This window comes from Wolbachia endosymbiont (group B) of Philonthus cognatus, assembly GCF_947179345.1.
GTDB lineage: Bacteria > Pseudomonadota > Alphaproteobacteria > Rickettsiales > Anaplasmataceae > Wolbachia.
Genome location: NZ_CAMXBG010000001.1, coordinates 371,583 through 392,056, shown reverse-complemented (window position 1 = coordinate 392,056; position 20,474 = coordinate 371,583). Strand labels below are relative to the sequence as shown.

General features: G+C 33.8%; 16 protein-coding genes. 10 read left to right on the top strand and 6 right to left on the bottom strand.

Annotated features, from left to right (window positions below; translation table 11 throughout):
• The 6 genes from ONG78_RS01860 to ONG78_RS01835 all read left to right on the top strand — a co-directional run.
• Positions 1–1,607 (top strand): WG repeat-containing protein (locus ONG78_RS01860; RefSeq protein WP_264377545.1); only part of this gene is annotated, 1,607 nt, incomplete at its 5' end.
• A 4-nt stretch (positions 1,608–1,611) separates the two neighbouring features.
• On the top strand, positions 1,612–2,601 hold the full coding sequence (locus ONG78_RS01855; RefSeq protein ID WP_214303434.1) for a phytanoyl-CoA dioxygenase family protein: 990 nt from the start codon (positions 1,612–1,614) through the stop codon (positions 2,599–2,601).
• Positions 2,602–4,377 carry an ABC transporter ATP-binding protein gene (locus tag ONG78_RS01850; RefSeq protein ID WP_108784045.1) on the top strand — a complete coding sequence of 592 codons (1,776 nt, stop codon included), beginning with the start codon at positions 2,602–2,604 and terminating at the stop codon, positions 4,375–4,377.
• Between the two features lies 1 nt (position 4,378).
• Positions 4,379–5,428, top strand: coding sequence for a threonine aldolase family protein (locus tag ONG78_RS01845; protein WP_006280069.1), 1,050 nt, complete (start codon positions 4,379–4,381; stop codon positions 5,426–5,428).
• Positions 5,425–6,477, top strand: coding sequence for a threonine aldolase family protein (locus ONG78_RS01840; RefSeq protein ID WP_264377389.1), 1,053 nt, complete (start codon positions 5,425–5,427; stop codon positions 6,475–6,477). Before ONG78_RS01845 ends, ONG78_RS01840 begins: the two co-directional genes overlap by 4 nt.
• A gap of 127 nt (positions 6,478–6,604) precedes the next feature.
• Positions 6,605–7,750: an MFS transporter gene (locus ONG78_RS01835; RefSeq protein WP_010405355.1), complete on the top strand. Its 1,146-nt coding sequence runs from the start codon at positions 6,605–6,607 to the stop codon at positions 7,748–7,750.
• A 17-nt stretch (positions 7,751–7,767) separates the two neighbouring features.
• Here the strand turns inward: ONG78_RS01835 and ONG78_RS01830 are convergent, their stop codons facing one another.
• The 4 genes from ONG78_RS01830 to ONG78_RS01815 form a co-directional block, all read right to left on the bottom strand.
• On the bottom strand, positions 7,768–9,075 hold the full coding sequence (locus ONG78_RS01830; protein WP_264377390.1) for a UDP-glucose dehydrogenase family protein: 1,308 nt from the start codon (positions 9,073–9,075) through the stop codon (positions 7,768–7,770).
• A gap of 47 nt (positions 9,076–9,122) precedes the next feature.
• A complete protein-coding gene (locus ONG78_RS01825; protein WP_264377391.1) occupies positions 9,123–10,022 on the bottom strand; it encodes a DMT family transporter in 900 nt (299 codons plus the stop codon).
• Positions 10,023–10,326: 304 nt separating this feature from the next.
• Positions 10,327–10,524 carry a hypothetical protein gene (locus tag ONG78_RS01820; RefSeq protein WP_063630617.1) on the bottom strand — a complete coding sequence of 66 codons (198 nt, stop codon included), beginning with the start codon at positions 10,522–10,524 and terminating at the stop codon, positions 10,327–10,329.
• 872 nt (positions 10,525–11,396) lie between these two features.
• Positions 11,397–11,750 carry a TrbC/VirB2 family protein gene (locus ONG78_RS01815; RefSeq protein ID WP_264374480.1) on the bottom strand — a complete coding sequence of 118 codons (354 nt, stop codon included), beginning with the start codon at positions 11,748–11,750 and terminating at the stop codon, positions 11,397–11,399.
• Positions 11,751–11,878: 128 nt separating this feature from the next.
• On the opposite strand from ONG78_RS01815, the gene ONG78_RS01810 reads away from it, so the two are divergent.
• The 4 genes from ONG78_RS01810 to ONG78_RS01795 all read left to right on the top strand — a co-directional run bounded on the left by ONG78_RS01810 (position 11,879) and on the right by ONG78_RS01795 (position 17,721).
• Positions 11,879–12,694 (top strand): YihY/virulence factor BrkB family protein, encoded by an 816-nt coding sequence (locus tag ONG78_RS01810; RefSeq protein WP_264377544.1) that lies wholly within the window; start codon positions 11,879–11,881, stop codon positions 12,692–12,694.
• Positions 12,681–13,445, top strand: coding sequence for an SDR family oxidoreductase (locus ONG78_RS01805; RefSeq protein WP_264377543.1), 765 nt, complete (start codon positions 12,681–12,683; stop codon positions 13,443–13,445). The genes ONG78_RS01810 and ONG78_RS01805 overlap by 14 nt, the downstream gene beginning before the upstream one ends.
• 429 nt (positions 13,446–13,874) lie before the next feature.
• Positions 13,875–17,102, top strand: coding sequence for a carbamoyl-phosphate synthase large subunit (gene carB, locus ONG78_RS01800; RefSeq protein ID WP_264377542.1), 3,228 nt, complete (start codon positions 13,875–13,877; stop codon positions 17,100–17,102).
• Between the two features lie 271 nt (positions 17,103–17,373).
• Positions 17,374–17,721, top strand: coding sequence for a diacylglycerol kinase (locus ONG78_RS01795; protein WP_007302306.1), 348 nt, complete (start codon positions 17,374–17,376; stop codon positions 17,719–17,721).
• Positions 17,722–17,727: 6 nt separating this feature from the next.
• Here ONG78_RS01795 and ONG78_RS01790 read toward each other — a convergent pair whose 3' ends face one another.
• A complete protein-coding gene (locus ONG78_RS01790; protein WP_007302305.1) occupies positions 17,728–18,675 on the bottom strand; it encodes an RluA family pseudouridine synthase in 948 nt (315 codons plus the stop codon).
• On the bottom strand, positions 18,660–20,471 hold the full coding sequence (locus ONG78_RS01785; protein WP_264377541.1) for a coiled-coil domain-containing protein: 1,812 nt from the start codon (positions 20,469–20,471) through the stop codon (positions 18,660–18,662). The genes ONG78_RS01790 and ONG78_RS01785 overlap by 16 nt, the downstream gene beginning before the upstream one ends.
• Between the last annotated feature and the right edge of the window lie 3 nt (positions 20,472–20,474).

Below are 20,474 nucleotides of genomic sequence, written 5' to 3'. Positions count from 1 at the left end.
CACCGTGTGAGAGTTTTCACGAATTACTAGGAAATCCTTTGTATGAAAATAGGTTTATAAAGGTTGGTAAATTTCATGAGCCCGGTCTTGCACCGGTTCATGATCAGACAGGTGCTTATCATATCAATGTGAGAGGAGAAGCAGTTTATCATCATAGATTTCTAAAAACTTTTGGATTCTACTTCAATAGAGCAGCCGTAGAAGATGATACAGGGTGTTACCATATTGATTCATCTGGATGTAGAGTATACAAACAGTCGTATCAATGGATTGGAAATTATCAGGAAGATGCTTGTGTAGTTAGAAGACATGATAAATGTTTTCATATTAATTTAAATGGCAACAGGATTTATCAGGAGGAATATGATTATGTTGGAGATTTTAAGGATGGTATCGCTGTAGTCTATAAGGATGGCAAAGCTACACATATTAATCATCATGGAAAGTTAGTACATAATAAATGGTATAAAAAACTTAATGTTTTTCATAAAGGGTATTCTATTGCAGAAGATCAACATGGTTGGTTTCATATAGATATTAATGGTGATCCTGTTTACCAGCAGAGATTTAAAATGGTAGAAGCATTCTATAATGGCATGGCAAAGGTTGAAACTTTTGAAGGTGTGTTAGGACAAATCAATATTACCGGAAATGTAAAGTTTAGTATTTTTGATTTAGGTAAAGAATCTCAAGTGCATAGGATTTCTGCAGAACTTTCAGCCTTTTGGAAAACTTACCTAACAAGCGTTGCTATTGAACTTGATTTGTTAAATATTTTACCTGCAACTATGCCAGTTTTATCTAAAAAGTTAAACATTATCGTACCAAATCTAGAAAGGCTGTTAAGGGCGTTGTGGGAAATAGGGTTTATTGATTACGATAAGGACAAGGACTTATGGCAACTATCATCAAAAGGTAAGTGTTTTAAGGAAATACCATTTTTGCCAAAAGCAGCAACGATGTGGGCAAGAGTTGCCGCTGAAAAGAATTGGTTAAAGATTGCCGATATACTAAAACAGAAGTCAATCTCTTCATTTGAATCTTTTAAGGAAAGAGAAGCATCAGAAGATAAGAAAATAGCGTTTTACCAAGCATTGCTAGGATATTCTAGATTTGATACTAAAGAGTTTAATTCTAGGATTAATATAGATGGTGCTAAGAATATATTGCTATTTGGTGTACACTCTTTATTTCTTGCTTATTCTGATATACACAATAAAGGTTCTATAGGCCTATATAACGAACATAAAGTACCAAGACAGTTAGTAGAAAATTTAAAAGTCAAACTTATAACTCAGGAAGAACTATCAGTTACAAATTATGAATTAGGTGTCTTTTGCCGCTTTTTACAGCACTATGATGATGATAAAGTATTATCTTATTTAAAATTGGTCAAAGGAATATCTCGTATTTTATTGATAGAAACTATTTTAGATTACCGCTCTCCAACTGGAGGCTCTGTAGATATTAATGTAATGGTTGAAACAGGAGGTAAACTAAGAACATTAAGCGATTGGGAAAAAATACTCAAACAAGTAAAAGGATTCAAAATTTCTTCTGTTGTACCTTTAACAGATTACTTATCAGTCATTGATGTCAGGTGTTAATCATATGGAAATACTACAAAAAAATGGTTTTTTTATTATCAAAAATCTGGTTCCTTTAAAGCTAATAACTCAGTCTTTAAGTGATATAACAAATAAGATATCAGAGCTATCCCAAGAACTAAGTGTTTCAACTTCTGACTACTTAAACTGTACCGGTAGATGGGGCACGTCATCTCGAGTAACTAGAATTATCTCTCAAGCATTAGATAAAATTATTAAAAATTACCTTGAAAAGTCACTTCAGTGTCAGATACTGCAGAAAAAATCAAATGTTATATGTAAAACTGCTGATTTAATAGATGCAGTTCCCTTCCATCAAGACATCTCCTATAGTTTCAATGATCCTTACCACTTTTCTGTTTGGTTAGCTTTGAATAATGTAAGTGAAACTTCAGGTGCACTGCAAATTATAGAAAACAGTCATAAATGGGAAATACAGCCTTTAGTTGATTTTTGGTACCCATATTTTTTTGATCAGTACTCAAATAATCGGGAAAATTACAAAATTAAGTCATTACCTATTTCAGCAGGAGATGCAATAGTTTTTGATTCACGGTTATGGCATGGTAGTGATAAGAATACAGATGCTAAAGATAGATTTGCTTATGTAACAAGGTGGATTATAAAAGATCAAGATCTTCCCTATGTGCCAAAACCTCAGCCTTCAGTTTTTGGTATACTCAATTGTGGTGAGTTAACAGAATCTGTACTGAGAGAATGCTTGTCATTGTTTGGCTACCAGGAAAGTGTAAAAGCAAAAAACATGGAAGAACTTATCAAGAGCTGGTTAGCCTTTATTACAGACACAACTACAAATATTTCTGAGATCGACACTACTGAGGCTAAGCGAGATTTATATAAGCTACTTATTCTGAATCGAGCATCAGCACTACATGATGCTGGAGACATCTCAGGAAAAATATACAAAAATTTATGGTTTTCACTACTTGTATTTCTCAATAAAAAAGTCAACGTAGTGGAGCTAGCATTATAAATGAACAGAAGTAGAGTTGATAGCTTCAAATGTGTATTGATGTTCATCTTGAATATAGTATCTAAATTCAAACTTAATGTACTTATAATGTCTTTAGTTGCCCTGGTGGTAGCTGTTGATTTGTCTTTTAGAAAGTATTTAGTAAAAAATATTCTAGATACAGCTGTAAAATATCAGGAAGGTAATGTAATTGAAAATCTTTTATTACCTGTAAGCGCTTATCTTGGCATGGCATTACTTATCACTACTGCTTTTAGATTCTATGGCTATTTTGTTGACATTCGAATGTTTACCTTAATGCGTCAAAAAATAGCTGATATATCTTTTTGTAGGCTACTCCAACAAGACCATTCCTATTATCAGAACAATTTATCTGGAAGCTTAGTACATAAGGTCAGTAGCTTAATGGATAGTGTGATAGAGTTAATAAGATTGCTTATAGATTGTTTTTTCGGTTACAGTATAGCATTAGTCTTAGCTATTTATACCTTATCATTAGTAAACATAAAGTTTGCAATCGCTACATTCACTTGGGTAAGCATTTTTATTTTAGTCTCGATTTTCAGCTTTCGTGTACTTACTGAACTAGCTGATAATTACTCTAAACAAAATTCAAAAGTAATAGCTAGTATAGCAGATAGTATTTTAAATGTTATATCAGTAAGGTTATTTTCTCAGCAAGCACATGAGAGACACAAATTTTTTCAAATATGCAAGAAAAGAACTATTGCAGAGAGAAAATTACAATGGGCATACTTTTGTCTTTGGTTTATATATGGCTATTCATTCGATATACTCCAAGCAGTAAACTTGTATTTTTTAATTCATGATTATCAATTGAACAAGATCGCAATAGGAGATATTGCTCTTGTACTTGGAATTAATATATCGATTATAGAGTTTCTTAACCATCTAACTAGGAATCTTACCCAATTTTCTACTCATTTCGGCAAAGTTTCAGATGCATTGCCAATCTTGACTACTGTACCAGAAATTCAAGATAAGGAAAATGCTAAAGAATTAAATTTATTAAGTGGAAGAATAACGTTTAATAATGTTTCTTTTTCTTATGAAGGCCAGGAGCCATTATTTCAAGATTTTTCAGTTACCATTAATCCTTGCGAAAAGGTAGGTCTAGTTGGTTATTCTGGAGGTGGTAAATCTACTTTTATAAACTTAATCCTAAGGCTATTTGATGTTAAAAAAGGTAATATACAGATTGATAATCAAATAGTATCAGAAGTTACACAGAGTTCTTTGAGGCAACAAATATCTGTAATACCTCAAGACCCATTGTTATTTCATGATACTATTTTAGCAAACATCATATATGGTAGACTTCAATCTACTATCGAAGAAATAATGAGAGCTGCAAAGCTGGCTGGTATTCACGATTTCATTATGACTCTACCAGATCAATATGGAACTACAGTCGGAGAAAAAGGCATCAAGCTATCTGGAGGAGAAAGACAAAGAATAATAATAGCAAGGGCATTTTTAAAAAACGCTCCAATATTATTTCTCGATGAACCAACTAGTCAGTTAGATTCTATAACAGAAAAAACAATTCAAATGAGTTTATTCAAATTGATGAAAAATAAAACTACGATTACTATAGCACACCGTATTTCTACACTTTTACACATGGACCGAATTCTAGTATTTAACAAAGGGAAAATTGTCCAAGATGGTAAACACGCTGAATTAGTTTCTAAGCAAGGTCTTTACAAGGAACTTTGGAATGCTCAAATTGGTTGTTTGAATGGCAAAAAATAAGATGGAAAAAATTATTGATCTGAGAAGTGACACTACAACTCTGCAGAGCTCCAACGTTATACATGCAATAAGTAATGCAACTGTTGGAGATTTTGCTTATGGTGAAGACAAAAGCTGTAATGACTTATCAGAATATTGCAAACAATTATTCAAAGTAGAAGAAGCATTATTTGCAACCAGCGGTATGCTTGCAAATAGATTAGCCATTGCCAGTCAAACAAGTCCTGGTGATGAACTAATAACTCATTATAATTATCACGTTAATTTTTTCGATAGCGCAGGCAATGCAAAAGTAAATAATATCGTATTTAATTGTATTAGAAATAATAGCGGAATCTTAGATGTTGCTGAAGTAGAATATGCTATTAATTCTAAGCCAAGGTACAAAATTTTTGCTCAGGTGAGTCTTGTTTCTATAGAAAATAGTATAAACGGGTTTAATGGTAAAATTTATCCTTTTGAAAAACAAGTCGAGTTATATCACTTTTTAAAAGCTCACAATGTAAATCTTCATTTAGACGGTGCAAGAATATTTAATGCTCATGTCGAAACAAATATTGCTTTAGCAGATTATGCTAAATATGTGGATACAATGAGCTTTTCTTTTACCAAAGGACTTGGAGCTCCTTTTGGTTCAATGCTTATGGGTAAAAGAGAGATAATTGAAAGGGCTAAAAAGCTACAGGTTTGGCTAGGTAGTGGTTATCATCAGATAGGGTATTGTGCTAATGCAGCAAAGTATGTACTACAGAACAATATTTCTAGGCTTAAAGAAGACAATAAACTCGCCAAACTGTTTGCAGACAAGATTAAGGAAATTCCACACATAAAACTGGTACTACCTTATCCAGAAACTAATATAGTAAGCTTTAGTATAAAAGCACTAAATGTAACTAATGAGGTTTTCTTGAGTAAGTGCCAAGCTTATGGTTTATTGCTTTTTCCTTGGCTCGAGTCTCATATAAGAGCAGTTACCCATCTTGGCACAAAGGAAACAGACATCATGAAAGCTGCTGAAATTATAAAGGAGGTTGTGTTAAATTTAATATGAGAGTAAAAATAGATTTCTTTAGCGATTCAAACACTGACCCTTCAGCTAAAATGAGGGAAGCGATGGCTAAAGCAAAAGTTGGAAACGAAGCTGCATGTGAAGATCCAACTGTGAACGAATTAGTGGCAACCGCATGTAAAATATTAGGTAAACCTGCAGGAATCTTTTTGATTTCAGGAACGATGTCCAATGTAATTGCTTATAAAGTACACATTCAAAGACCTGGTGATTACTTGCTGCTTGATGAAACTTCACATCCGCTCATAGTACAATCTGGCTTGATCGCAGCCCAAGCACATGCCACTCCTTTGCCCATCAAAGGTACGAGAGGAATATTTACTGGAGAACAAATTGTTGAGTTTATTACTCGTCCTAGTTTAAGAAATATTCCGAGAGTTGGGCTTGTTTCTATCGAACAAACGACAAATTTTGGTGGTGGAGCTGTGTGGCCTTTAGAATATATTCAAGAGATCTCAAGTCTCTGCAAAGAGAATGACGTATTCACTCATTTAGATGGAGCAAGACTGTTCAACGCTTGTGCTCATACTAAAATATCTCCAAAGGAGTATGCAAGTTATTTTGATTCGGTATTCATTGATTTTAGTAAAGGATTAGGTGCTCCAATGGGCGCAATATTGCTTGGAAGTGAAGAGTTTATTGAAAAAGCTTGGTACTATAAGTTTCAAATTGGCGGAGGTATGCACCAAGCTGGCATTATTTCAGCTGCATGTTTATATGCTCTACGTAATAATGTAAATTCTTTAGAAGAAGATCATAAAAAAATGCAGCACCTTATAGAAGGCCTAGACTCCATAGATCAAGTTATAATTGATATCGACCTGTATAAAACTAATATAGCGTATTTTTCATTACGTACTAATTGTATATCTACTCAAGAATTAATAAACGTACTAATGACAAATTATGGAATTAGAATGGCTAACATCAAAGGTAAAATCAGAGCTATAACACATAGAGATATAAGCTATGAAGATATTAATACTACTGTATCTGCTATAAGAAAGATACTAAGTAATTTTCTGCACTAATTGTTTGCAAACTTCTTGTCAAACAATATTATACCAATATAGTATTATGCTAGCATCTGCATAGAGCTATTTGGGAATAGGTGTGAACTTTGTCTTCTTTCAATATTTACTATTCTTCTGTGGATATATGCTGCTTTATTTATCAAGACAAAGTATACCAATTGCTCTACCACTGTTAATAGATACTGACCATGTAAAATTAAGCTATTTTTTTGCCTGCTTTTCTTTTTTTTATGGAGTATCAAAATTTGTTAATGGAATAATCATGGACTCCAAAAATAATCCATTATTTATGTTTGGGCTATGCAATATTGCAACTGGATTATTAACCATTGGTATAACTTTATCATATAATAATCTAACTTTATTACTGTTAACATTAATATTATTAGCTTGGACACAAGGGTTAGGTTGGCCAGCTATTACCAAGTTTATGGTTACAAACTCTAGCATCTCTTCAATTGCATCATCATGGGGAGTTATGAGCGCATCTCAGCAACTTGGTTCTTGTATTACTTTAATTGTATTACCAAGTATAATTAAAATATATGATGCAAAAAGTGCATTTTTGTACTCTGGTTTCTTATGCTTACTTTTTGGAATTTATATAATATTAAAGGCATATTACAAAGAAAGTGCCAACTTTACTACCTATTATAAGGTGCAGAAATCTCAAATAGGTATCAAGGTAACAAGTTCCATATGGTTTCTATGTTGTGCTACTTTTTGTGCTTATATTATAAAAATGGGAATCTTCTTTTGGTTTCCTATAATTTTAAAGAATAAATTACAAATTTCTCTTGTACAATCCTCACTAATAACAGGCGTATATGATTTAGGTGGAATCCTTGGAACTTTAATCACAGGAAGAATTAGTGATATGTACTTCTTTCAAAATAGAAGCTTGCTGGCATCACTTTATATGTTGGGTATAGCACTCACTTTTATTGCAATGAACTTTGGTCAAAACATAATTCTTATGAACCTTGGTGCAATCTTATCAGGATTCTTTATATTTGGAGTGCAAGTACTGACAGGTGTTATAGCTGTAGAAATTGCTCCACAAAATAATGTATGTGCAATTGTAAGCTTAACAGGATTATTTGGGTATATTGCAAGTTCAATATTTTCATGCGTGCTCTTAGGAGTACTTGTTAAGCACTGTGGTAACAGTATTATGTTTTCATTTTTTTCCATTTGCTCTGTTGTTGCACTCGTTTGCTTTTCCATACTATCAAGCAAAGATCTAAAAAAACTAAGTAAAGCGGTGTAAAAAAAATTTCTCAACAGTTAAACTTTGTAGATAGACTTTTTACCCAAGGAATAAACATGGTAACCATATCTTAGTAATAGCTCGCTATCTAATAAATTACGGAAATCAAAAACATTAGGTGCAGCCATAATACTCTTTAAACTTGCAAAATCTTGATTTTTAAATTCTTTCCACTCCGTTAACAATAACAAGGCTTCCGCGTCCCTTGCAGCCCCTATAGCATTGTCTGCGTACTCTATATCCTTTAGAACTTGCCTAGCATTATCCATCCCCATTGGATCATATGCAGTAACTTTAGCCTTGTTATTCACTAACAATTGTGCAATATCTATAGCTGGGCTATTTCTTACATCATCAGTACCAGACTTAAAAGTTAGCCCCCATATTGCTATTTTTTTATTTTGGACTCCATTTAATACATATTCTACCTTTTTAGCAATGTTTGTTATATGATTATAGTTAGATTCTTTAACTGAATTTAAAATTTGTAGCTTAACATTGTGGTCTTCAGCAAGCCTTAATAAAGCTGACAAATCCTTAGGAAAACATGATCCTCCAAATCCTGGACCAGCTTTGAGAAATTCCTTACCTATTCTATGGTCCATTCCCATACTGTTAGCTAAAAGGTCAATGTCTGCTCCTAATAGCTCACATAAACCTGCCATCTCATTGATAAAAGCAACCTTTGTTGCTAGAAAAGCATTAGAAGCATATTTAATCATTTCAGCAGTAACTGTATCAGTGACTATTAACGGAATATTCTTATCTATAAATGATTTATATATAACTTCTAGTTTTGCCCTAGCTAGCTTAGTTTTTACTCCTATTATTATCCTATCTGGGTATAAAAAATCTGATACTGCAGAGCCTTGCTTGAGAAACTCTGGATTAACCCCCAAATCAAAGTTATAACCCTTATTAGATAAATAATTATATATATTTTCTGCAGTACCAGGAGGAACAGTTGACTTTATCACTATTAAGCAATCTTGATTAACTCTGTCAGAAACTTCACTTACTGCATTATATACATTCTTTAAATTTGCATTTCCTAGGGAGTCTGATGGAGTATCTACAGTTATAAATACTACTTCTGTATTGGGATTTATTTGAAAATACGAATCGAAAAATCTTATTCTTTGTGACTTTATATTATTCTCTAAATAATCTGCTAATCCAGGTTCATATAGAGGAATTTTCCCTGATTTCAAAAGTTCAATCTTCTCAGTATTTATGTCAATGCAATCAACTTTATGGCCCTGCTCCGATAACATTGTACCAGATACTAAGCCTACATACCCTACTCCTATAATAGTTATGTGCATTTTATTATCACCTTAAAAATATAGCTTAGCATCTAAAATAAATACCATTAACAATTATAAACTTTTGTTGTTACATTATTTTTCTTAATTGCCTTACCTTCCGAATAAGCTATAAATAAGGTTGATGGTATTAATATCAAAGTACCATATAAAGCACTTTTATCAGGTAATTCATTAAATATAACGTATGTTACTATTGCAGAAATTATTAGCTCTATGTATCTATACGGTGCAAGTGCAGTAGCATCAGTAAGAGCAAAAGCTTTTAACATGAAGAACAGAATTAGGTTTGAACTTATTCCTAAAATCAGCAGTAATACTAACTCCAACAAGGAAGGCATATGCCAATAAAATAACAAAGGTGGAGTAGAAAAAATAGTTGTCGTTAGAGCTGAATAAAATAACATACTTATTACTGACTCTTTTATTACAAGTTTCTTATTAAGCATGTCTAATATAGCAAAGATTAATGCAGATACAATAAAAATAAGAATTTTAGGATTAAAATCTTCACTATGAGCTTTGGTAGTAATAGCAATACCAACAAAGCCAATAACAGTTACTATCCATCTTTGCCAAATTATATTTTCGTTTAGCAAAGGGATTGCAAGAAGTATAACAAATAATGGTATAGAAAAACTTATAATCGTTGCAGTTACTATGGGGAAAACAGTCAACCCGTAAGTCCATAAGGTCATTCCACAAAACAACAACCCACCCCTGGTTATTTGAGTAGATATTTGACTTGTTTTAAAAGTTTCTATTCCATAGTAAAACATAAAAGGTACAAGGGTAATAGTGGTAAACAGAAAGCGGAAAAAAATTATTTCAAAACTCTGAAGATGTAAACTTAGATATTTTGATATAGTATCATTAGCTACACTACTAAGTAAGCTAAGTATAAACCAGATAACCCCAAACAAATAAGCTCTCAATCTGTAATCCATAAAGCTTCTGATTTAATAGATACGATGTACTCATATAATTTTACTACAAAACTAATAATATAAAAGTTTTCTGATGTACGTCCCCAGAATGTGATCGTAAGGGTTCATTATAAATAATTCGGGAAATTTCGTCTCTTTAGACATATTAAGAGCTATGTAACGAACGTTTATATTTGTGAGTAATAGTAAGGCTCAAGGTAAGGAAAATGCTAGTGAGGTAAAGTAGAATAACGTTGATTTGATAATTTAAGCTCATTCCCTCTTGCTACATCTCTCTTTAAATATCTCCTCTTTTGTAGCAGGTCTATAGAATTATACAGAGTATTTTATCTTCCAATACAGGCAATCTTGACGTTCTTCCATGGCATTTCTTCTGTTCTTGAACTTTTTCCCACTCTGGGCGCACTTTTTCTACAATCTTTTCGAATTCTTCTATTTTCAAACCTGTTACATCTCGAAAATTTCTCGGATGTTCTTTTAGATTATGGTAGTTTAAGCTCATCTTCCCTCTCTATTCTCTTGCTATACCTCCCTATTTTATAACCATTCCCACTCTTTTGCAGCAGGTTTAAAGAAATACTAAAGGCAAAAGATACGCTTGCGTAGTTCGAAAGCTTTCTATAGGATAAGTCTCACCTGATTTACAAATAGAATTGTTATGTTAGATGTTTGCTATTTATTCTTAAGCTCATTTTAACAGCATTTTGCTTTTTTTAGTATGTAGGGGTTTTCTAGGAATTATCCTATTGAATTCTATGATATTATTTTTTGTAACATTGTTATACATATCATGATACTAAGAGTATTTATCCTTATTTTTGACCTGCAGGCTCAATCACAAAATCAGTAAAAAACTCAAATATTTATTGGTAAATTACACAAAAATTATAGCGGCTTTTTAAATTTTTTCTACATTCAGCCAAATCACGCTTGTTAGCACATTATCAATTTAAATTATTAAAACTCGTTACACGGGGACTTTTTTGCTTTTTTTTTGCTTGGTAAATTTTTTAATATTTGTAGCTAAAGTAATTTTCGAGAGGTGTTATGTAAGTAGCTGACACACAGCTGTACGAGCATTCATTTTTGAAAGTAAATTGCGTAGCAAATGGTGTCATCCGAGTAGCTGACACTGGGATCCATCTCTTAATACAGCCTCATCAAAAATGTTGTGTTTTAACATAAAATTAACTGCTTCTATGCTCATAAACTTAATATCCAATCAAATTTCCTGGATCCCAGTATCAAGTACTGGGATGACAGGGGAGGGACTACTCGAATAACACCTTTATGGTGGCTTAAGTCACAAGTTCGTGCAATGATGGTGCTCCTTAAAGAAGCACCATTTGCTAATGTTTTGAAGCTTTATGCTTATTATTTGCATATATTTTTTGTTGTATCCCATGTTTTACCATCAGGGCAAGCAGTTACACCATCTTTACAAATCACACCACCTGGTACTATTTTTGAAACAACTACAGGTGCACCAAAAAACACAGCAGTAAATGCACCGAGTGCAAAAAGCGCTGGCCATGGCATTCTGCCAAATATTGCCAGCAAAGCTGCACCAATTATCACTATTGTAATCATAGGTCCGCCTATACCGTGAGTATAGCCTACTATTTTGCATATTGTATTGGTTGTTGCATCATCAGTAACAGCAGCAGCAAAAGCATTATCAAATGCAAAGGAAAGAATTAAAGCTACAAGTAGAAGAAAATTTTTCATTATGCCTCCGTATTTAACGCTGGATTATCTATCATTTTGATTAAATTTAAGTAAACGGTGAGGATTTTTTGCTTAAAAGTATGCTTTATTTCATTTAGAATACTTTTCTTAGTTTATTTATATTACAAGTGCTACAGAAATTTTATAGTATCGTTTATTGCCTTTATCGTGCTTTAATTGACACAATTTATAATGATGGAGTGGAGCATGCAGGGTATCTATCATTTTTAATCCTGTTATCAATATTTCCTTTTCTTATTGTTTTAATAGCCATGGCATCAACGTTCGCAAATTTCTTAGATCAATACAATGTCGGCTGGGCATTTATTATTGATAACATGCCACAGGATATTTTATCATCTTTGATGCCACGTATTAGGGAGATAATATCAGGCCCTCCGCAAAGCTTATTAACCTTGGCAATTGTAGGCGCTGTTTGGACTGCCTCATCGACAATTGAAGGATTTAGAACGATATTGAATAAGGCCTATAAAGTTCCGGTTTCATCGCCTTATATATGGAGAAGGGTGCTCAGTATATTACAATTTTTAGTAATTACGCTTGTTACAACTCTGACTATAGTATTTTTTACATTAGTGCCAATGTTAATTGATTTTTCTTACCAAGGGCTAAGTTATACTAGATATTTACTTATTGAGTTTGTGCTTTTTACTATAGTATCTTGGCTATATTTCACATTGCCAAACATAAAACAAAACTTATCAGACGTATTTCCCGGATCTTGTGTAGCTGTTATTCTTTGGACGATCTCTGCTTCAGCTTTCAAGCAATATTTAAAAGCTTCCTTTGGCCAACTGAATTTGATATATGGAAGTTTAGGCGGTGTGGTGATGTCGTTGCTATTTTTTTATGTGCTAAGTTTGATTTTTATATATGGAGCAAAATTTAATTTTCAGCTAAAATATTTCAATGAATCTTGCTAAAGAGAAAGAAATGGGTAAGTTAGAAGGTAAAATAGCTTTAATTACCGGGGCTTCAGGTGGAATAGGCTCTTCTGTTGCAAAAAGATTTGTAAAAGAAGGTGCATGTGTGATTCTAATTTCCAGATCTCTTGATAATCTCAAGCCATTGTATAACGAAATTGAAGAGCTTAAAGAAGGCTCTGTGAAACTAATTCAGCTTGATCTTTTAGACTTTGAAAACGTAGAAAAACTGGCAAATATGATAGAAAGCCCAAAATTATCAGAATCTGGAACACTTGATATACTGATTACATGCACTGAAATTTTAGGTAAGTTGAGCTCTGTTCATGATTGTGAGCTTGAAGATCTACAGAACGTAATGAATACAAATTTTACTGCCAGTTGGTACTTGCTAAAAAATTTGGGTCCAATACTAAAAAAGTCTAATGCTGGAAGAGCGATATTCATGACCTCAGAGATAACACTTTCTCCTTCCTCTTATCCATATTGGGTACCATATGCTGCAAGTAAGGCTGCACTAGAAGCAATGGTGAAGATATATGCATCTGAGACAAAACATACGAACTTATGCATAAATGCCGTGTATTCGGAAGGGCCTATCGATAGTGAAATGTATAAGCAAGCATTTTCGGGAAAAGATATATCTGAATTGGTGCCACCTGATAAACTGACAGACAAATTTGTGGAACTTGCTTCTGAAGATTGTAGCATATCAGGACAAATCTTGCCACTTAGCAAATCTTCTGAGTAAATTACCATAGTATCTGCAAAGATACCGTTAAGCCCACAACTGTATGAACATTGTGATTTGAGTCCACTAGGAAGGATGTCATCCCAGTGCCTCTATGGTGTCATTCCAGTCTGGAATCTAGTCTTTATTGTGCGGCCACTTATTTAAAGTTAAGTTTTCTGGATCCCAGACTGGGATGACACCTCTGGGCACTGCCTTCATAAAGGAACCAGTGTCAGCTACTTGAATGACATCATTTGCTGTGCAATTTACCTTCAAAAATGAATGTTTGTACAGCTGTGTGTCAAGCACTGGAATCTGCCACGCAAATTGCAATGTTCGTAGAGTTATGCGTCAAGCCTAAAAACAGTTAGCTAATAGGTGTAATAAAAATTCACATACACAGGAAAGATTGGTAACATTACTTGAATAGAGACCGTTATTGTAATTATGCCAAAACGCACAGATATAGAATCTATATTAGTAATAGGAGCAGGCCCAATAGTTATAGGTCAGGCATGCGAGTTTGATTATTCCGGAACGCAAAGCTGTAAAGTATTAAAAAGTGAAGGTTATAAAGTCATTTTGGTTAACTCCAATCCTGCAACTATAATGACAGATCCTGAATTCTCTGATGCAACTTATATTGAGCCGGTACTGCCTGAAATCATAGAGAAAATTATAATCAAGGAGATGCCAGATGCAATATTGCCAACAATGGGCGGGCAAACAGCACTCAATTGCGCAATAAAACTTGCAGATGATGGAGTGTTAGACAAATACAACGTAGAATTAATAGGAGTAAATAGAGAAGCAATAAAAAAAGCAGAGGATAGAGAGTTATTCCGTAAGTCCATGGATAGAATAGGACTGAAATACCCCAAAAGTATCATTATAAAAAATCAAGAACAAATAAAAGAGGCTTTGGACTACATTGGATTACCAGCAATCATCCGCTCATCATTCACCCTTGGTGGTGCAGGTAGCGGCATAGCATACAATAAAGAGGAGTTTTTCAATATTGCAGAAAGTGCTCTAAAAATTTCACCAATAAATGAAGTTCAGATAGATGAATCAATTATGGGCTGGAAGGAATATGAAATGGAAGTTATCCGTGACTGCAAGGATAACTGTATAATAGTGTGTTCAATAGAAAATATTGATCCAATGGGAGTGCACACCGGAGATAGTATCACAGTTGCTCCTGCTTTGACTCTGCGTGATGCTGAATATCAACAAATGAGAAATGCATCTATAGCAGTGCTGAGAGAAATTGATGTTAGCGCCGGTGGTGCAAATGTTCAGTTTGCAGTGAATCCTAAAGAAGATGGAAGCCTCGTTGTAATTGAAATGAATCCAAGGGTTTCTCGCTCCTCTGCACTTGCTTCGAAAGCAACAGGCTATCCTATTGCAAAAGTTGTAACTAAACTTGCTATCGGCTATTCACTCGATGAGATACGTAATGATTGCGCTCCAGTTATACCTGCTGCATTTGAACCAGTGATTGATTATATCGTCACTAAAATTCCTCGTTTTGAATTTGAGAAGTTTAAGGGGACGAATTGTGAACTATCAACTTCCATGAAATCGGTGGGGGAAGTGATGTCTATAGGCCGCACTTTTAATGAGTCACTGCAGAAAGCTTTTCGTTCACTTGAAACTGGTCTTACAGGACTTGATGAAGTATTTCCTGAGAACATTGATATTGATCACGTAAAATCTCAATTAGCAAAATTGCTACCAAACAGATTACTGATTGCTGCTGACGCAATGCGTCACGGAATTAGCATAGAAGAAATAAATTCGATTACAGGATATGACTTATGGTCTTTGCAGAATATACAGCAAATTATATTAGCTGAACAAAAAATCAAGGAAAACGGCCTTCCTGAGACTGCATATGAAATGTTAGAGCTGAAAAAAATGGGGTTTTCAGATGCAAGATTGGCAAAATTAAGCAATAAGAAAGTAGAGCAGATTGAAGCAATGAGAAAAAAATTTGGTGTTAATCCAGTTTATAAACGTGTAGATACTTGTGCAGCTGAATTTGAATCGAGCACTGCTTATATGTATGGCTGCTATGAGGGTGATGTTGAAAATAAAACGGAATGTGAGGCGAATATTTCGGATCGAAAAAAAGTTGTCATTTTAGGAAGTGGTCCAAATCGAATTGGTCAAGGTATTGAGTTTGATTATGCATGCGTACATGCAGCTTCTGCCGCCAAAGAAATGGGGTATGAAACAATAATGATTAACTGTAATCCGGAAACCGTTTCAACTGATTATGATACCGCTGATCGTTTATATTTTGCCCCACTGATTGCAGAGGATGTGCTTGAAATACTAGGCAAAGAGCAAGAAAATGGCACACTGGTTGGTGTAATAGTTCAAATAGGTGGTCAAACACCTTTAAAGTTAGCCAAAGTGCTTAACGAGAGAGGTTTCAAAATTCTGGGAACTTCGTTTGATTCTATTGACCTTGCAGAAGATCGCATGAGATTTAAAAACCTTGCTTTGCAACTTAATTTAAAACAACCTGAAAGTTCTATCTGCCATTCAGTAAAAGAAGCGTTAACCAACGCAGAAAAGGTGGGGTTTCCACTAGTAGTTAGGCCATCATATGTCCTCGGCGGTCAGTCTATGTCGATTAGACACGATACTCAGAGCTTTAAAGAGTATGTCTTGAATCAAACCAAAATTTTTGAACACGGGTCACTGCTTCTTGATAAATTTTTAGTCAATGCAGTTGAGGTTGACGTTGATGCTGTATGTGATGGGAAAAAAGTTTTCATTGCAGCGGTCATGGAGCACATTGAAGAAGCTGGTATCCACTCTGGCGATTCAACATGCTCAATACCGACAAATACATTGAGTGACGAAGTAATAAAAGAGATCGAGCTCCAAACTGAAAGAATAGCTCTTGCACTAGAAGTGAAAGGTCTGATAAACATTCAGTTTGCTGTTCAAGAGAGTGATGTATACATACTTGAAGTGAATTTAAGGGCTAGCCGTACAGTTCCTTTTATTTCCAAGGTAATCAATATTCCTATTGCAAAGCTTGCCACTCAGGTTATTTTGGGTAAAAAATTGAATCAGGAAAACAAGCCTTTCAATCATTTTGCAGTTAAAGCTGCTGTTTTTCCATTTACGCGTTTTTCGGGAATTGACACTTTACTTGGTCCTGAAATGAAATCAACAGGAGAAGTGATGGGAATTGACTTATCTTTCGGAGCTGCACTTGCAAAAGTGCACATGGCTGCAGGATACAAGTTACCAACAGAAGGAACGGCTCTGGTTTCAGTAAAAGATGATGATAAAGAGTATATATTGCCTGTTGTACGAATGTTGAAAGAACTGAGTTTTGAAATATATGCCACCAAAGGCACAGCTTTGCATCTGAACAATAACGGCATTGCTGCAAAAGCTGTAAATAAAGTGAGAGAAGGCAGACCCCACATAGTTGATATGCTCAAAGATGGAAAAATAAATCTAGTAATCAATACTTCAAAAGGTGTGAAATCAGTCTCAGATAGCAAGGGTATCAGGAGAACTGCTATTTTGCAAAATATAGCTTATAGCACCACAGCTTCTGGGAGTAAAGCGTTAGCGCTTGCAATTCAATATGTAAAGAATAGCAAATTGGAAGTGAAATCATTACAGCAGATACAAAATGTTTAAATATCAAGACTATAATAAATTATTACTTATTTCAAAATGAGGATCGTGTAAGCTAAGGCGAGAGAAATTTAATTAAAGGATTTTTGTGTCAGTATCAATATATAACTGCCTTGAGCGTTTGTTGAAAGGCTTTGTACTAATTTTCTTGATTCAAACAATATGCTAGACTTTAACTTAAAAATCTTTGTAAGTGATCACGACTGAAAGGTGTTTTCATGCATTTTTTACCTGAGTGCAATAAGTGTAGTTCATTGAGTTTCCAAAATTGATAATGAAGAAAAGCATTACTCGTCTAATAAAAGCAATTCAATACTCCTGTGAAGGAATAAAATCAGCTTTTGTATCAGAAGTTGCGTTTAGACAGGAGTTACTGCTTTTTATAATATGTGTTTCAACTTTGTTTGTTTTAGATGTAAGTAATTTAGAACGTGCAGTAATGGTAAGTAGCCTATTTTTGGTGTTAATTGTAGAAATTATTAACACTGCTTTTGAAACAACAATTGAGCGTATTTCCAGTGAACAACATATACTTTCAAAAAAAGTGAAAGATCTAGGTAGTGCAGCAGTTTTTCTCTCATTAATTAATTTCTTGATAACATGGATGATAATATTGATATGAATGTTGTTAAGATATATTTTCAAATTCACCGATTAAGACTTGCATGTCTTGTGGTAAATCAGAAACAAATTCTATATATTCTTTACTTTTTGGATGATATAAGCCTAGCGTGTGAGCATGTAGTGCCTGTCTATTGAAATTACGGATAAAGTCAGAGTTTTTAGCATGTTTTTCACTTTTACTACTATTTTTTCCGTAAACTTGATCACCAACTACAGAATGTCCTATGTGGCTCATGTGTACTCGAATTTGGTGTGTTCTGCCTGTCTCTAAAGTACATTTAACCAGGCTTGCTTGCCCTATAATTTTCTTCACTGAATAATGAGTGATTGCTAATTTACCTGCTGTTTTTGTGACACACATCATTTCTTTATTACTGCGTTTTGGAGCAATATGGGTTTTTACTGTTCCTTGCAGATTAGGTAATGCTCCCCAAATTACTGCTAAGTATTCCCGTTTTATTTTACGATTTGATAGCAGTTCAGACAAGAAGCTGTGGGATTGTTCATTTTTTGCAATTACCATGAGTCCACTAGTATCTTTATCAAGCCTGTGAACAATTCCTGGTCTTGTATTTGTATATGGAATTTTGCCAAGGTGAGCGATCACTGCATTCAGGAGTGTATCATTGTTTGTTCCAGCACCTGGGTGTACTGTTAATCTACTTTGTTTACTCAGAACTATAATGTCATCATCTTCATAGACGATATCAAGTTTTATGTCATAATTAGGCTCAATTGATGTGGATATGTCAGGTTGAATGAGATGCACCACATACTCTTCACCTGGTTTTACTATGTGATCATTATTAATTATCGGTATACCAAGTAATTTCACCTGCTCATTCTGTATCAATCTTTGCGCTTTACTGCGAGATATGTTGCATTTTTTAGCTACATAAGTATCTAATCTTAATTTTTTCTCTTCACTACTAATATTTAAAGTCCTGAACATGCTACTTCAAATGCTGCATGAACATCTGGATTCACAAAATCAACTTTTGTACTAGGTTGAATTTGAAGGCCGTCTTGTTTTTTAATGTGGCAAATTGTTTGAGAGCCATCTTTCCAGTAAATTATTATTTTATTATCAAAATCCCGTAGCGTTAACTCCCTCTTTTCTTCTTTTTTATCTTTTTCTTCTAGCTTAATAGACTCTAATAAATAATATAGAAAGCCACTTGCTTTACCGTTAACTTTTTTTCTCCATTCATCCATTTTTTCTTGTTCAGATAATTCTTTTTCCAATTTTGCATTTTCTTGCTCCAGCTCTTTCATCCTTTTTTTTGATTTTAATAATCTATTTTTTTCTATTGCTTTTTTCTCTTCATCTCGCTGTTTTTCAAGAGAAGTAGCAGTAATACTGCCTTCACTGCTATTAGGTTCGGTTGATTGAGTTTGTTTATTCTTTAATTCTTCTAGTTCATCTTTTACTTTTTTTAGCTCTTCCTCTAATTTCTTCCTTATCTTTTCCGCCTCTTTTTTTTGCTTTTCCAACATATCTATAAACAAAGGATCATCACTAACTGTGCTTTCCCCAGATTTAAAAAAGCCAACAAATCTGCTTGGTTCAAATCGCTCAACCTTATCTTCAGCGATTTTAATAGCATTATCTAAACTAGAAAAAATACTTTCAATGTTTAGTGAACTTGCTCTTTTTACCAGCCCTTTAGCTTCACTTAAAATGGGCGAGATTTCCTTGTGCAACTCATCCAAATCTTCTTTGATGTCTTCTCTGACTCTTCGTAGATGAACAAGTGTTTCTTTAATTTCATCATTTGCAGGATTTAGAAGCTTATTATCGAGTAGACCTTTAACTTCATCTAACTGCTTATCAAGTGAGTCAACAATTTTATCTGTAAAATCAGTCAAGTGCTTATCAAGTAATTTTATCAATCGAGATGTAGAATCATTTTCTTCTTCATCTTTTGTCTTTTTTTCCATTACTGATACAACCCCACCTCTTCTGAATGGAAAGAGAATATCCAAATTGTTAAACTTTTTAACAATATTATGATTATTGTTTATCTCATTGTTTTTTAGCTTGCTGAATGTTATACATATCCCAACAATAGCAATGATACTAGCCAGTGCAACTATGGCCCATTCCAAATCCTGAATATTGGCAAAGCTCAGTCTATTTTGTATTAACGCACCAACTATAATTACAGCACTAATTACATATGGTATGGTAAGAAAAATTGCCTTATTCTTATTCTCTTGTCTTTGATCATCTAATATTTTTTTTTGATTTTCAGAGATTGGCAAAATTATTGAAAAGCTTGCTTTTTTGTGACTTATAAAACTTAAATTTGGTTTTATCTCTATTTTCAGAGCATTTTCAGCGATTTCACTCATCTCGTTGTCTTTGCCACCTCTAATTTTATTATTTATTAATTCCTCTATCAACTTTTCTCCTTCTTTTATCTCCTGCTTATGCATATATCTCATAGCAGAAGAGGCTACAAAAGTTGTTAAAAGAATAATAGAAACCAAAGTGTAAATTGGCATGAATGTTGGGTTAAAAATATCTGTAATAAACCTTAGATCATTATGGGTTATTATTATTGCAGCTACATAAGCCAAAGAAAATTGAAGCCAAATATTTACAGTCGCTATGGGTAGAGTGTTACTTACAGAATATTTCTTTGTTGCACGCCATAACCTAGGAAAAAAACCAATAGCATCATCTATTTTGGCAAAATTATGATCTACTTTAACATTGAAAGGATTTGTTGTATCTAAAGGCATAAA